This is a genomic window from Deinococcus sp. (genome assembly GCF_018260555.1).
In the GTDB taxonomy this organism is placed as follows: Bacteria; Deinococcota; Deinococci; order Deinococcales; family Deinococcaceae; genus Deinococcus.
This window is the reverse complement of record NZ_JAGLBB010000005.1, coordinates 32,034-45,646: the sequence shown is the minus strand read 5'-3', so window position 1 is coordinate 45,646 and position 13,613 is coordinate 32,034. Positions and strand designations below refer to the sequence as shown.

The following is a 13,613-nucleotide window of genomic DNA, read 5'->3' as shown; positions in this document are numbered from 1 at the left end:
CGCTTGACCGGCCCTGGGCAGCGTATCCCGCAGGCGCAACTGTATTTCGGGCCGGTCGGGCGTGGGAATTCCCAGCCGCAGAAGTTCCTGCTGAGCGATCAGTTGGGGCTGTGCGCGGTGAAGTTTCAGCAGAACCCCCAGGGTCCCCGCATGCTCGTCAACGAGTGGATCGGGCATGGGCTGGCCGCGCAGTTGGGCATCCGGCACGCTGCTTATGGCCTGGTCGATGTCCCGGCCGCTGCGCTGCCTCATGGTGGTTGCATCCGCATCACGGACGATGACGGTGACGAGGTCAGGTTGCTGCCCGGCCTGCACTTCTATTCCCAGTGGTTAGAGCCCGCCGACGATCTGAAACCTGAGGACCTGACACTGGGAAGCATGATGGCCGACATCGGCATGCTGGCCGGAGTGGCTGTCCTGGACGCCTGGCTGGATCAGCGTGACCGTAAGCCCCTGAACCCGAATATTCTGCTGGTCCGGCGCAGTGGGCGGTCCAGCCTGTACCTGATGGACATGGGAATGGCCTTTCGCAGCGCCATCTGGGGTCTGGGTGATCTCCTTGATCCCACGTTGCCGGACGCCGCAGCGCCTCTGCCGTACAGCATGTCACCGGCCGATCTATTCAGGGCGGTGCGGCCGGCCGACTTTGCGCCGTATCTCGACGCTGTCAGTGGTATGACAGAGGCAATCGTTCAGTCTGTAATAGATGGCCTACCCCGGGAGTGGGGGGTTACGGTTGAGGAACACACTGCGTTGGTAAACTACTTGCTCACCCGTGCCCAGGCCCTCCCCGATTACTTTGAGGCACGGTTTCAGCGTCCAGGACAGGAGTGGTGGGAATGAACAAGCAGACTGACAATGATTGCAAGACAGTGACGCAGGGGCGGACGCTGTACTCAGTCATCCGGTATGTGCCCAACATTCTGCGTGAAGAGTTCGTGAACGTGGGCGTCCTCGTGGTCAGCCCTGGTCAGAATTGGCACGGCCTCCGGGCGCTGTCCTCCTTTGGCGAGGGCTCGCGCGTCAAGCTGCTGCCCGGAGGGGACGGCGCATTCGTGAGGCATGCCGTGAAGGCGCTGGGCGGAGCACTCACGCGCTACAGCGAGTACGAGTGGACAGAAGAGCGCTTCCGGGACTTCACCGTGGCCTACGCCGCCAATAACCTGCAGTTGACGGCGCCCAGGCCTGCAGCCGTGTCGGACGCTGCCGGGCTCCTCCAGATGCTCTTCACCCAGTTGGTGGAGGACGTCAGGGCTGAGCGGACGGTGCCCCAGCGTGGCCGCACCGTCATCCGTGACGAAGTGAGGTCCGTCTTCAATCAGAGAGGCCTGTTCAGGTTGGGTCTCAAAGAGGACTACATCCTGCCCGTTCGCTCCGAGCCGGTGGTGGATCTGGCCTACCAGAACGGTGTGTGGCACTGCTATCAGGCCGTCGCGTTCGACGTCGATCGACGCAAGGCGTCCAGTCAGGTCAATGCTTTCCGGCAGACCGTAACGGATGCGCGCCGCGCTGACGATCCGCTACTCGCACAGGGGCACTTCGCCGTCTTCACGAACCACCGTGGTGACAGTGAGTTGCGCGAGGATCTGCTCGGTCTGCTCGAAGAAGAATCCATTGAAGTCCTTGACGTGCGTGACGCTCTGACTGAGGCCAGCAAGATCGCTCATGATCTCCGCTCTCATGACCTGATTCCCCGTCCGCAGGCCTGAGGCACATTGGGCAACGAGCTGGACGATTGATTTCTACACTGGATCAATGCATCTCGACCATTCTCGCCGGCTTCACGGGCAGCAATAATGGCGCCCCGCAAGAAGGCTCAGTCCGCTGACGGAACCCTCTTCGACATTTCGGAGTACATGGCGACCGCCGTCTGTGTACCCAAGCTGCGTGAAGCGGTGCAGGCATGGCGAGAGGGCGGATACAAGGGTGTGACGGGCACGACGCAGTTGCTGCTGCGTCACTGGTTCCACACGGAACACCGCCTGCCCAACGGGCGGATGTTCACCTACCACGCCGCGCAGCGGGGCGCGCTCGAAACGTTGATCTACACCTGGGAAGTAGCGGGCGTCCGTACCCGTCTGGACCTGCTGGAGGCGTTCGCCATCAAAGAACTCCTGCAGGGTCAGCAGCTCCCCGGAAATGACGGTCTGTCCCGACTGGCGCTGAAAATGGCGACTGGCAGCGGCAAGACCAAGGTGATGAGTCTGGCGGTCGCGTGGCAGTACTTCAACGCCATCCGTGAGCGTGGCCCTGCGGTGGCGTCCGCTTACGCCAAATCCTTCCTGGTCATCGCGCCAAACATCATCGTGCTGGAACGCCTCGCGCAGGACTTCACGGGCGGGCGAATCTTCCAGACTGACCCGGTCATCCCGCCCGCCCTGAAGGCCTTCTGGGATGTGGAAGTCGTCGCCCGCGGCGAGGGCGGCAGCACGGTCAGTAGCGCCGAAGGAGTCCTGTACCTCACGAACATCCAGCAGCTCTACCCGGTCGCGGAGCCGGAGGCGGCCAATCCCCTGGCCGCGATGCTGGGCAGCCGACCGCCGACCACCCTGACCCCCACGGTGCCGTTCACTGACCGCATCGTCAAGCGCGGCCAGCCGGTCATGGTCCTGAACGACGAAGCTCACCACACCCACGACGAGAACAGCGCATGGAACGGCGTCATCCGCGATCTGGCCCAGAAGGTCCCCCTGAGCCTCCAACTGGACGTGACGGCCACGCCCCGCTTCCAGAAGGGCGGCCTGTTCCCCTGGGTGGTATACGACTACCCCCTGAAGCAGGCCATCCTGGACGCCATCGTGAAACGCCCCGTCAAGGGCATCACCAAGGCTGCTGAGATTCAATCCGACATTGCCAGCGTGCGCTACCAGGCCTTCCTGACAGCTGGAGTGAACCGCTGGCGTGAGTACCGGGAAGCCCTGCAGCCCTTCGGGAAGAAACCCGCGCTCTTCGTCATGATGAACACGACGGCCGAGGCCGACGACGTGGCCGACTGGCTGCGCACCAAGTACCCCGAGGACTTCGGCGGTGAAGGGACGCTGGTCATCCACACCGATAAGACGGGCGAGGTCAGTAAGAAAGATCTGGAGACTGCTCGCCGCGCTGCCAGCACCATCGATGAGGACGACAGTCCCACGAACGCAGTGGTATCCGTGATGATGTTGCGCGAGGGGTGGGACGTGCAGAACGTGACCGTCGTGGTGGGCCTCCGCCCCTATACCGCCAAGGCCAACATCCTGCCTGAACAGGCCATCGGACGTGGTCTGCGCCTGATGTTCCGAGGCCAGGGCAACGGCTACACCGAGCGCGTGGACATCATCGGAAACAAGAACTTCATGAGCTTCGTAGAGGAACTGGAGAAGCTCGAGCAGATCAAGCTGGACGCTGAGGACCTGGAGGGCGGCAAGCCCATCCTCATTCCGCAGATTCACTTCGTACCCGAAAAAGCCGAGTATGACATTGCCCTGCCGATGCTAAGCGCCTCTCTGATCCGTAAGCGCAGCATTGCCGATGAAGTGGCCGCCCTCGATGTCATGGCTTTTCAGCACCAGCCCCTGCCCCTTAAAAAAGGCAGCAAGAAAGCGCAGACCTTCCGCTACGAGGGCAAAGACATCCTCACGCTTGAAACACTGGTCAGCAAGGACTATGAAATCCAGACGCCACAGACCGCCGGAGAGGTCATCAGCTTCTACGCCAAACTGATCGCTCAGGACGTCAAACTTCCCAGCCAGTTCAACGTCGTCGCCCCCAAGATCCGCGAATGGTTCGAACACCGTGCGTTCGGCGAAACCGTCAGCCTCGACGACGGAGCCGTCATCCAGGCCATGAGTTCCAACGTGGCGGCCTACGTGTGCCGTGACCTGTTCACCAAGGCGCTGCGGGCTTTCAGCATCGAGGGACAGGAACCCGAAGTCATTGCCGAGCCGGTGCGCCTGTCCGACATCAAACCCTTCCCATGGACGCGCCCGGTCTATGAAGCGGACAAGACGCCCTGGAACCTTGCACCCTGCGGAAACGGTTTCGAGCGTGAGTTCGCGAAGTTCCTCGACATGGCGGATGACGTGCGTGCTTTCGGCAAGCTGCATGAGCAGTTCCCTTTCAGCATCGCGTACGTGGATGGCTATACCAGCCTCCGCTACTACCACCCGGACTTCGTTGCCATCGACACCACGGGCGTCCACTGGATTATCGAAACCAAGGGAGCGGAAACCGAGGAAGTGCAGTTCAAAGACCGCGCTGCTACCCAGTGGTGCGAGCACGCCACAGCGCTGACGGGAACACCCTGGCGTTACCTCAAGGTCCCACAGAAGCAATTCAAGAGCTTGCAACCCGAATCGCTCGCTGAGCTGCAAGCGCTCCATAAGGGTGGCCCACTGTTCTAGTGAAATGGGATAGCTCAACAGTTGTCCCGCACGTATTGGGAGTGACGCTGAGTGATGACAGCGACCAGATCTCTACGGGCCATGCGAGGGTCGCCCATGTACGTCGGAGCGCTGCTGTACCTGCTGCTGATCTGCCTGGCGAGCGTGGTTACCTGCCTGTACTTGCTGTGGCAGATGGTCACACAATCGGGAACACGCGGCCCGGAATGGCATCTTCTGGTCTTCGGGGTGGTCTGGGGGACCGGGGTGCTGATCTACCTCCCGCGCCTGCTCCGGCCCGCAGCAGGGGAGACCGCATGAACGAACCCACGCAGCCCGGTGTGTACGTCACCGTCACGCATGTCGAAACCGGAGAGGTCGTCCGCCAACTCGGTCCCTACGACACCGCCGCCGCCGCACGAACCGCCGCCGGCGAGCAAGCAGGTCAACTGCTTACCTGGTCCCGCGACGCGGAAACGTGGCGCGCAGAGAAGTACCCTCTTTCGTACCTCATTCCGGCCGATCCGCCCACCGAACTCCCCTAACGAAAAAAGGCCCCCCGCCTCACGCCAGGGGCGCGGGCAGGGGGCAAAAACGGCGCAAGTTGTCCGTCAGTCGAAAAGGCGTTTGAAGGCCATCTCGATCAGGGCTTCCGCCAAGGCATTGTCGAGCAGCATTAGCAGCCACCCGGCGGACGGTGGCGCGAACTCCCGCACCAGGAGTTGCAGGACCGTCCGCACGATCCGGGCGCGCGGCACACCAGCCACTGCGCCCTTCAGGTCCTGCGCGGCCCGCACCGTCGCGTCGATCAGGTCGGTCACCTCGGTCCAGGTGGCGCCGTCACGAAGCGCGGCCGCCTTACGGGTCAGGAGCGATACGTGCTGCTCGACCCAGGGCGTCACGGTGTCGGCCGTCAGGGGCGCGCCGCTGCGGGCGGTGACGGACAGGGCCAGGAGGGCGGTCAGGATCTGGGATTTCAGCATGGTCACTCCTAAATGGGACGGCCCCCGCTGTCTGCGAGGGCCGGTGAGAGGGCGGTCGTCAGTTGCTCAGCAGGTTCAGGGTCCGCGTGAAGGCCTCGTGTCGCGTTTCCAGATCGGCGGCCGCGTCACGGGCCACGTCGAGCGGCGCGTCACTGGCCAGCAGGCCGTACCGGGGCACGTTCGTGAGCGCCCGCTGGTACAGCCGCTCCCGGTCGTCGAGGCCGATGGTCCCGCCGTTGATGGCGCGGGTCACCGTAACCACGTCGCCACGGTCTGCCGCTGGGTTCAACCCGTGAGCGGTCCAGAAGGCGCAGGCGGCGAGGCTGCTCACCCCGTACTGCAACAACAGGTCCGGATTGGCGACCAGATCGAAGCCGATCAGGCGGCCGTACGTGACGTAGTTGCTCTTGCCGGTCAGTTGGAGTTGCCCGCGCCCCCGGTACAGGAAGCCCTCGCCGGGGCCGTTGCCCATCCGGCCGGAGTACACCCGGTCCCCCAGGGCCAGCGGGTTGAACGCGAACGGCTCCGCGCTCGCCACGGTCGGGAAGCGCGACGGCCACACCTGCCGGATGCGGGTCGCGCGGTAGTTCAGGTTCTCCTCCTGGGGGATCAGGCCCGACTCGTGCGCCAGCTGCGCGGTCAGCATCGCCACCTGTCGGGGCGACGTGATCCCGAACTGAAGCGCGGCCGCCTGGAGCTTCTGGGCGGCCACGTCCGGGCGGGGGTGGCGGGGATTCAGGGCGCGGATGAGTTCAGGCGTGATCATGGGGTATCTCCGGGCGGGCGAGACGGGGGCGCTCAGCTGTTCTCTGGATGGCCCAGATGCCGTCCAGAATCACCCACGTGACCAGCAGCACCGCCGCGAGGTTCCGGTACGTTTCCTCAATCGGGATGAGCAGCGGCAGGGGGCCTGCGTTGTGCCGCCACACGAAGAACACGCCCACGACCGTGTGCACGATCACGGCGAACAGCCGCCGCCCCCGCCGGTCCGTCCAGGTGGGCGACACGAGAATCAAGCGGATCAGGGCGCTGATGAACCACCCGCCTGCCAGGACTGCCCACATCAGATTGAGCCAGTAACCGTGGATGATCACGCGCTTTCACCTTCTTTCGTGGGAGTAGCGGGAGCGAGTTCCGCAATCTCAACACCGTATTTTTGGCCGAGGAGTTTCACGGCGGCCCGCAGCGTCCACAGGGGCGGAATGGCCCCGGCGAGCGTGCCGAACGTGGCGCACACGTAATCGTCCAGGGAGGTGAGTTGCACGAGCAGGATGGTGCTGCTGGCACTGAACACCAGGGACAGCAGCAGGAAGCCGTAGAGTTTGCCCTTGTCGCGGGCCATATCCATGGCGAGGCTGGTGCCGAGTTGCGCGACCAGGCCCAGCACGGCGGCGAGGGTGGCGAGGAGCCAGAGAGGGGGGCCGTGTTTTTCCATGAGGCACCAGGTACAGATCAGCCGGAGCGTGAGAAACCGCCAGTGGGCCGGAGCACTGGCGGTCGGTTGAAAGGGAAGCGGGGACGCGCACGGTGGGGTACGGCTACAGCAGCGTGGTCAGTCGTTCCTGGTGAGTCATCGTCACCCCCCTGATCACCTGATCCGTTCCACCGTGAACTCCGCGCTGGCGATGTCCACGGTCGCCGCGACCGGGTGATCCGCGTAAATGAATAATCGGAGGATGGTGCCCTCACTGAGGCCCACTACCCGCTGATTGATGACCCCCTGCCGGTTCGCATTGGCGACCCCCCAAAAGAAGGAGTGGCCGTCTCTTTCTTGGAAGTCAATGCCCAGGCCGAGCCCACTTCCCTGCGGCATTCCCCCGTCCACCACTCGGACCTTGCCCCCCAGGCGGTAAAGGCCCTTCTGCGGGGTTGTGTAGATGCTGGTGGCATTGTTGAAGGCAGCGTGGGAGTCGTACGCAGCAATGACGTGCAGGCGTGCAAACGTCCGTGCGGGAACGGTCTGCGCCACTTCCGTTCCGCTGCCGCTACCCAAACGCGCGATCATGGTCGGCCAGGTGGTAATCGCCTGGCGGGCCGGGGGCGCGATGGGCCTCATGCTTCCCGCCAGTAGTCCACGCGGACCACGCTGGACGCATCGGCCGTGACGCGCATGGCCGTGAGTTGCGCGTCACGCAGGCCGTCCATGCCGCCGCCCTCGTCCACGAGGTTCGTCAGCTGGGCGTTCAGCAGTCCGAACTGCGCCTTCCCCGCTACGACGATCAGCAGCGCCCGGTTGGCACCCTCCGGGACCGTCAGCGCCTGCTCATTGCAGTCGTACAGCATCTCTGAGGGGTAGACGTCAGTCACGGTGGGACGCTGGACGTGCACGCCGGTGCCCTCGAGGTTGTCGGTGCCGCCCAGCAGGGCGGCCAGGGCCGTGATGCCGTCCCGCACCTGCTGTAGCGTGGCCTCACGCGCGGCGTCCGGGTTGCCCGCGCCCGCGCCTGCGCCCGCGCCCGCGCCTGCGCCTCCGATCAGCGTGACGGGCAGGGGGTTGTTCTGGCCGACCATGTAGGCCCGTCCGGTCCCGTCATCAGCGGCCAGCGCAGCGGCGTTGTATTTGAACAGCGCGCCAGATTCTCGTTTACCGTCACTCGCCATGATGTTCTCCTATGGCCCGGCAGAGTAAATCCCCCAGCGCCGGGCACGCGGGGGGAGGGAAGGGGGCGGGTTTACTCCTGGGTGAGCGTGGTGCTGAACCAGTTCTGGCCGTTGCTGTAGCGGATTTTCTGGGGGCCGCTGGCGGGGTCCACGAACTCCCAGTACCCGCCGCGCGGCGGGTCCACGGTCGGCGTGCGGACGATGGGCAGGCTGTAGTGCGTGACCGGACCGTTCAGGGCGCCAGCAGCGGCAGCCTGGAGTTGCACGCCGACCATGCCGTTCAGGGAGTTGTTGTACTGATCCTTTGCCCTCACGTTGATGCTCGCGCCAACCTGCGAAACCGCATAGGAGGGGATGGACACGTCTGTGTTGAACAGCAGTACGAGCGTGTCGTACGGGTTGCCGTATAGCAGCGGTGGGATCTGCACGGTCGTGCCGAGGAAATTGGTGGTCATCCCCAGCGGACTCCCCTCATAGATCGGGGTGCCGTTCAGGTCATACAGGCCGATGGTCTGGAGCGAGCCAGGGGGGGCCTGCACGGCGTTGATCAGGATCTGGTCAATCACCTGGAGCGGGATGGTGTCTGCCCGGATGCTGAGCCGCCGGACGGGGATGTTGGTGCCTGCTCCGCTGATCCGGTCGAGGTTGTCGGCGCCGGCCCCCTGGCTGAGCACGATGGGGCCACCACTGCCGCCGCCACCGCCAGCCCCGCCACCTCCTCCGCCGCTCCCGCCGCCGCCTGCCTCCAGGGTCGTCACGCGGCCGGACAGCGCGGCGTGCTGCGGCTTTGTGGCCACGAGCGGGCCGCCTTCGATCGACAGGTACCCGTCGCCGTCCAGGGTGCTACTCAGGGGGGCGGGGGCGGTCAGGCGGATGGTGCTGACCGTGTCGCTGTTGTCCCTGCGGGTGAGGCGCAGGTACAACTCGGAGTTCAGTGCGACGGGCAGAGGGAAGGTGATCCAATTGCCCGTCCCGCTGGGGCTGAACTCCAGCACGACGTTCGGTCCGTCGATGCCCATGATGGTCGCGCCGTACAGGCTGCCCGGCTGGTTGCGGACGTGCAGAATGATCCCGCCTGGCGGGGTGGCCTGGACGAGCATGATCTGGGTGCTGATGTTCATGGCGCTCCTGATAAGGCGAGCAGCAGCTGCGAGAAGCGGCTGCCGCGCGTGTCGAGTTCGAGGATGAGGGGGTCGCTGGGGGGGGCCACGAGGGCGGTCCTGATCGCCCAGGGGTGGACGCCGCGCGGGGGGCGCTTGCCCCCGGGCGCGTGCGGCCCGAGCGGGTACGCGGTGGTGGCCTGCCCGTCCACCAGCCACGCGGCGGTCTGCGCGTCCACCAGCCACACGCCGACCGTCGCGCGGGCCGTCAGGACCCGCCGGACGGGCGTGCTCAGGGTCGCGGGTCCGGGCGGGAACGTGACCCGCAGCCGCCCGGTCACGCCGGTCCGGTCGTCGGTCTCGTCCGGCCACGCGGCGGGCAGGTACAGGCTGCGCTTGGCGAGTGCCTTCAGGGCAGCAGCACTCTCCAGCCACGCCGCGCCGTTCCAGACCTCTACCCGCTCTGGGCACAGCCACGGGGCGTGCCCTCTTGGCAGCGCCTCGTCGCGCAGGGGGGCCCCCAGGGAATCCGTGACCCGCACGCCCAGCGGCGGCGGGGGCGGCACCCGGTTGTCCGGTTGGGGTGGTCGTTTCTGCCGCGCCAGCCGAGCCGCGCGCCACTCGTCCGGGTGAGCGTGCGTCCAGGGGTCGTTATCTCTGATCGTGACGGCCATCAGTTAGCAGAGCTCCCCGAGTCGCGCGTGGTCGCCTCGTGCGGCGGCCAGGTGTTATGCAGCGGCCCGGCGCGGCCGAAGCCCCGCCACTCCGTGATGCCCAGGCCCGCGAGGAACACGGCCAGTGGCACGGACTGCGCGGTGGGAGGGTCAGGTCCGGGGGGCAGGTCGACGCGCGTCACCTGATCGGCGTGCTCGATCAGCAGCACCGTCCCGCCCGCCGCGCGTCGGTACGCGGCCCAACTGCCCGGGCCGCTCCACGATCCGGCCGGGCAGGTCAGGATGTCCGTGCCCACCAGCGCCGCGTGATCGCTGGTGGGGTAGCCCTGCACCGTCACGGCGCCCCCCGGGCCGCGCCAGCGTTCCCCGCGGGACCGCAACTCCGGCCGGGGTCCGGTTTCCAGTGGCGCCCAGACGAGCTGGATGGGAACGCTGCGGGTGCGCTCCCCGATGGGTAGGTTATAGATCTGGTTCGGGGTGAACGGGTAGGCGGTCCTCGCGTCATCGGGGCCGCCCGAAAACCGGCCGGTCGGAATGGGGATGAGCCAGCTCCCCAGGCCCATCGGGTGCTCCTCGTTCGGCGTGCCCAGGCCACGGTTCACGAGCCCCACCAGTTTGAACAACACCTCGCCTGTCGAGTCCTTGAACACCTCGAAGCGCAGTTCGGTCGGCCGGACGGGAGCAACGCTGTTACTGATCATCTCCTGATCCTGGTACGTGAAATCGATCAACTTGGCCTGGTTGGTGTGCTTGACCGTGCGGGTGCTGCTGGTCTCCACTCCGGTCGCGTACGGAATCACCCGGTTCGTGCTGATGGTGTACGTCCGCGAGAACGTGCTGGACATGGTGGTGGACGGCTCGGGGACCCTCCACCCGGGCCCGGAGATGAACGTCCAGACGCGCGTGCCGGTCACGAAATACTCGCCCGGCGCGGTGGTCTGGGTCTCCTCGATGCCAGTGATCTCATCGTTGGGCCGGATCACGCGCGCCTCGTGATCCACGGTGTACGAGTCGGTCAGGCTGCGCAGCCTCCCGTCATCCAGCGTGAAGGCCCGCTGGGTATCGTCGCCGCCTGCCCGCGACAGGGGCCGTCCGTCCGACGCGTTGCGCGGCACGTGCTGGTTCCCGAAGTCGCTGGGCCGCTGCCCGGTCGCGTACCAGGGCGGCGGCGGGATGAAGGGTGTCTCGTCCGGCAGGCGTGGGGGCGGGACGGTCCGGGGGGCCTGCCCGAACAGCGGGGTAGCCGCCTGTGCAGGCGCAGGGTCAGGTGCGCCGCAGCAGCAGCGTTTCCGGCACCCGCACCCCAGCAGGAGGGTCAGCAGGTCATCGTCGGGCATTCGTCGCCTCCCTCTGGCCTCTGACCAGCTGCCACTCGATCTCATCCCCCGGACGGGGCGGGTACCCGGAGCGGAACACCACCAGGGCGTCCTCGACGATTGCCTCGTTCACCCCGGGGTCCCAGCCGGTCACGAGCCGGACTCGCGCGCCACCCGGTGCCCCGGCGAGCATCAGCGCCCGCCCGGCGTTCGGGTCGGCGCGCAGGGGTTCGACGGCCGCGCTGCCCGGCCCCATCAGGGTGGCGTCAAGGCGGGCGCAGGTGATCTCGGACACCACATCGTCCGGCCCGCCCAGGCGGATGGTGAGACCCTGCACCCGGCCGTCTGCCAGCCAGCTGCCCGGGTGGTAGCCGACCGGGAACGGCACGCTGAACGTCCGGACCTCGCGGTGCCAGTCGGCGCTCAGGACGCGCCGCGCCACGCCGCTCAGGTCGGCGGCGCGGAGCATGGGTACGTTGATTTCACGCTCCTCGGCCAGCCCGGCGTCCCCGGCGTTCAGCACGACGCCGGTGGGGTCCAGCAGTTCGCGGATCACCTCACAGTACGGCCGGCAATCGTAGCTCGGGGGGGCCTGATCGGTCACGCGCGGCGCATCCGGGGTGCTGCGGGTCAGGGCGACGGTACGTACCGCCTCCCGGGTCCCTGCGTCGTACACCGGGACCAGGGTCTGCCCGCTCACGCCACTGCTGTAGCGCCAGCGCCCCGCGCCCATCGGCGCCCAGGTCTGCGTGATGGTCTGCGTGACGTACTCGCGTTCGGTCAGCGGCCCCCGGTCCGCGAGGTCCCCGTCCGCGCCCGCCTGCTCCATGCTCGCGAGCCTGCGGGTGGTGGTGGTCTCGCTGGTCTGGTGCCCCTGGGAGCTGTAGCGGTAGGTCGTGAGGGTGGTCTCGTTCGCCACGAGGTCCCCGGTTTGCAGGTTGATGTTCAGGCCGGGGCCGGGGACGCTGAACGTGCCGAGCGGGGTCTTCAGGTCGTACCCCCAGCCGCGCGTCTCGGTGCGCTGTGAGACCGGCCGCCCGTGGCAGACCGGGTCGTAGGTGGTCTCGGTGCGTTTGTACCCGGTGGCCACCCCGTACAGCAGGCGCACCCTGGGCTGCCCGTCCACGGTCTCGGTGACACTCACGTCCCCGGTGGTCACTTCCACCTGAGACACCAGCTGCCCACCCAGCTTCCGGTACCCGCGCTGCACGGTGCTCGTGCCGCTGCTCTCGGCAGGCTCGAACCACTCCGCGTTCGGGAGCAACTCGCGCTCCAGTTCCGTGCGGGCCGGGTCGGGGCCGATCAGGTCCAGCAGCAGGCCCGGCGTCAGGGGTGTGGCGCGCTCGGCGCCGCGCAGGGTCAGGCGTCTGGGCGTCTGAAACCACTGCCGCTGCGGCAGGTCGGTCAGGCGCCAGTCCGCGCTGATGCTGGGGCCGGTGCCCGGCGCGGTGGGTTGCGGCCACGTGCCGACCAGCCGGATGCCCGTGTCGAGCGGCGCGACCCACAACGCCATGCCCAGCAGGCCGTACGTGTCGTCCCACACCTGCTGCGGGGTTTTCCCGAGGGTGCTGTAGTCGGTGCGGCCCTCCACCCAGCTGCTGCTCCGGAGCGGGTCGTCGTCGAGGCGGAACGCGCCGTCCACGTGCGCCTGCATGACGGCGCGCACCAGTTCGCTGACGTTCCGCTCCTGGCGGCCGCCCGTGCACAGGTCGGGGCTGGGGTTGAGTTTCCAGGCGATCAGTTCGGGGAGGCGCACCCCGCGCAGGAGGTGGTCGAAGGAGTTGCGGAACACGAACGTCGTCTGGCCCTCCCCCGTGTCGAGCTGGGGTTCCTGCGTGGCCGCGCTGAACACGCGGGTCGGCAACTCGCCCAGCAGCGCGCCGGTCCCGTTCCGCGCCTGGAGCCTGATCTGCGCGGTCGGGGTGGCCAGGGGGTGCAGGCCGTCCACCGTCACGGTCAGCTCCTCATATTGGCCGGCGTGGCGGTACTCGGCCGTGGTGACCTGGCCGGGCAGTCCGGTGAGGTCGGTGACGTACTCGATGTCCCGGCTGCTGCCGACGCCCGGGGTGGGCATGGACGCGCTGAAAGAGGCCTCCCCGCTGATCGGAATGGGGCGGCGCGCAGTCAGGGTGACGCTGCCGCGCACGCTCGGGGGAGTGCGGGCGCTGAATACCACCTCGCCAGAGAGGCCGGACGGGGGTGCGCCATCACTGAACTGGAGAATGAGCGGCATGGGTCACCTCCTCAGCTGGCGGTCCAGCGCAGCGTGCCCGAGTCGACGGGGATGTTCGGGCCGATGAACATGGCGGTGCCAGCGTGCCCGGCGCCGGGGACGAGGTTGGGGAGAGCGGCAGGCGTGCCGGTCAGGGCGATCCCGGCGAGCGTGACGCGCAGCTCCCCGTCGGCGCTGCTGCCCTGGCTGATGCTGGCGGTGATGCTGGTCAGAGGTTCGTCGCCGGTATTGCGGAGGGTGATGGTCAGGGATGCGGACTGCTGCCCGGTGGCGACCTCCCCGAAATCCCAGGCGGTGATGGTGGCCCCGGTCGGGCCCTGCAGGGTGAGTTGTTTCATCGTGGCT

At 66.9% G+C, this 13,613-nt stretch carries 16 protein-coding genes; 5 read left to right on the top strand and 11 right to left on the bottom strand.

Translation table 11 applies throughout. The features are described from left to right. Positions 1-3: 3 nt before the first annotated feature. The 5 genes from QZ271_RS02120 to QZ271_RS02100 all read left to right on the top strand — a co-directional run bounded on the left by QZ271_RS02120 (position 4) and on the right by QZ271_RS02100 (position 4,906). Positions 4-843 carry a HipA family kinase gene (locus tag QZ271_RS02120; protein ID WP_291428539.1) on the top strand — a complete coding sequence of 280 codons (840 nt, stop codon included), beginning with the start codon at positions 4-6 and terminating at the stop codon, positions 841-843. Then, positions 840-1,709, top strand: coding sequence for a DUF3037 domain-containing protein (locus QZ271_RS02115; RefSeq protein ID WP_291428538.1), 870 nt, complete (start codon positions 840-842; stop codon positions 1,707-1,709). The genes QZ271_RS02120 and QZ271_RS02115 overlap by 4 nt, the downstream gene beginning before the upstream one ends. 147 nt (positions 1,710-1,856) lie before the next feature. After that, positions 1,857-4,382, top strand: a complete 2,526-nt coding sequence (locus tag QZ271_RS02110; RefSeq protein WP_291428537.1) for a DEAD/DEAH box helicase family protein — start codon at positions 1,857-1,859, stop codon at positions 4,380-4,382. Between the two features lie 96 nt (positions 4,383-4,478). Continuing rightward, complete coding sequence (locus tag QZ271_RS02105) at positions 4,479-4,682, top strand: hypothetical protein (RefSeq protein ID WP_291428535.1); 204 nt, start codon at positions 4,479-4,481, stop codon at positions 4,680-4,682. Further along, on the top strand, positions 4,679-4,906 hold the full coding sequence (locus QZ271_RS02100; protein ID WP_291428533.1) for a hypothetical protein: 228 nt from the start codon (positions 4,679-4,681) through the stop codon (positions 4,904-4,906). The genes QZ271_RS02105 and QZ271_RS02100 overlap by 4 nt, the downstream gene beginning before the upstream one ends. 66 nt (positions 4,907-4,972) lie before the next feature. Here the strand turns inward: QZ271_RS02100 and QZ271_RS02095 are convergent, their stop codons facing one another. The 11 genes from QZ271_RS02095 to QZ271_RS02045 form a co-directional block, all read right to left on the bottom strand. Beyond that, positions 4,973-5,344 (bottom strand): hypothetical protein, encoded by a 372-nt coding sequence (locus tag QZ271_RS02095; protein ID WP_291428531.1) that lies wholly within the window; start codon positions 5,342-5,344, stop codon positions 4,973-4,975. A 58-nt stretch (positions 5,345-5,402) separates the two neighbouring features. Next, complete coding sequence (locus QZ271_RS02090; RefSeq protein ID WP_291428530.1) at positions 5,403-6,110, bottom strand: glycoside hydrolase family 19 protein; 708 nt, start codon at positions 6,108-6,110, stop codon at positions 5,403-5,405. Next, on the bottom strand, positions 6,097-6,438 hold the full coding sequence (locus QZ271_RS02085; RefSeq protein WP_291428528.1) for a hypothetical protein: 342 nt from the start codon (positions 6,436-6,438) through the stop codon (positions 6,097-6,099). The genes QZ271_RS02090 and QZ271_RS02085 overlap by 14 nt, the downstream gene beginning before the upstream one ends. Next, on the bottom strand, positions 6,435-6,779 hold the full coding sequence (locus QZ271_RS02080; protein ID WP_291428526.1) for a hypothetical protein: 345 nt from the start codon (positions 6,777-6,779) through the stop codon (positions 6,435-6,437). The genes QZ271_RS02085 and QZ271_RS02080 overlap by 4 nt, the downstream gene beginning before the upstream one ends. 153 nt (positions 6,780-6,932) lie before the next feature. Beyond that, positions 6,933-7,400: a hypothetical protein gene (locus tag QZ271_RS02075; protein ID WP_291428524.1), complete on the bottom strand. Its 468-nt coding sequence runs from the start codon at positions 7,398-7,400 to the stop codon at positions 6,933-6,935. Continuing rightward, on the bottom strand, positions 7,397-7,945 hold the full coding sequence (locus QZ271_RS02070; RefSeq protein ID WP_291428522.1) for a hypothetical protein: 549 nt from the start codon (positions 7,943-7,945) through the stop codon (positions 7,397-7,399). The genes QZ271_RS02075 and QZ271_RS02070 overlap by 4 nt, the downstream gene beginning before the upstream one ends. A gap of 71 nt (positions 7,946-8,016) precedes the next feature. Further along, positions 8,017-9,066 carry a hypothetical protein gene (locus QZ271_RS02065; protein ID WP_291428521.1) on the bottom strand — a complete coding sequence of 350 codons (1,050 nt, stop codon included), beginning with the start codon at positions 9,064-9,066 and terminating at the stop codon, positions 8,017-8,019. After that, positions 9,063-9,719, bottom strand: coding sequence for a hypothetical protein (locus QZ271_RS02060; protein ID WP_291428520.1), 657 nt, complete (start codon positions 9,717-9,719; stop codon positions 9,063-9,065). Before QZ271_RS02060 ends, QZ271_RS02065 begins: the two co-directional genes overlap by 4 nt. Further along, entirely contained in the window at positions 9,719-11,056 is a 1,338-nt protein-coding gene (locus QZ271_RS02055) for a hypothetical protein (RefSeq protein ID WP_291428518.1), read from the bottom strand. The genes QZ271_RS02060 and QZ271_RS02055 overlap by 1 nt, the downstream gene beginning before the upstream one ends. Then, positions 11,043-13,268 (bottom strand): hypothetical protein, encoded by a 2,226-nt coding sequence (locus QZ271_RS02050; protein ID WP_291428517.1) that lies wholly within the window; start codon positions 13,266-13,268, stop codon positions 11,043-11,045. Before QZ271_RS02050 ends, QZ271_RS02055 begins: the two co-directional genes overlap by 14 nt. A gap of 11 nt (positions 13,269-13,279) precedes the next feature. Then, the gene (locus tag QZ271_RS02045; RefSeq protein WP_291428516.1) at positions 13,280-13,606 is read right to left on the bottom strand and encodes a hypothetical protein; all 327 of its coding nucleotides are present in this window, start codon (positions 13,604-13,606) and stop codon (positions 13,280-13,282) included. Between the last annotated feature and the right edge of the window lie 7 nt (positions 13,607-13,613).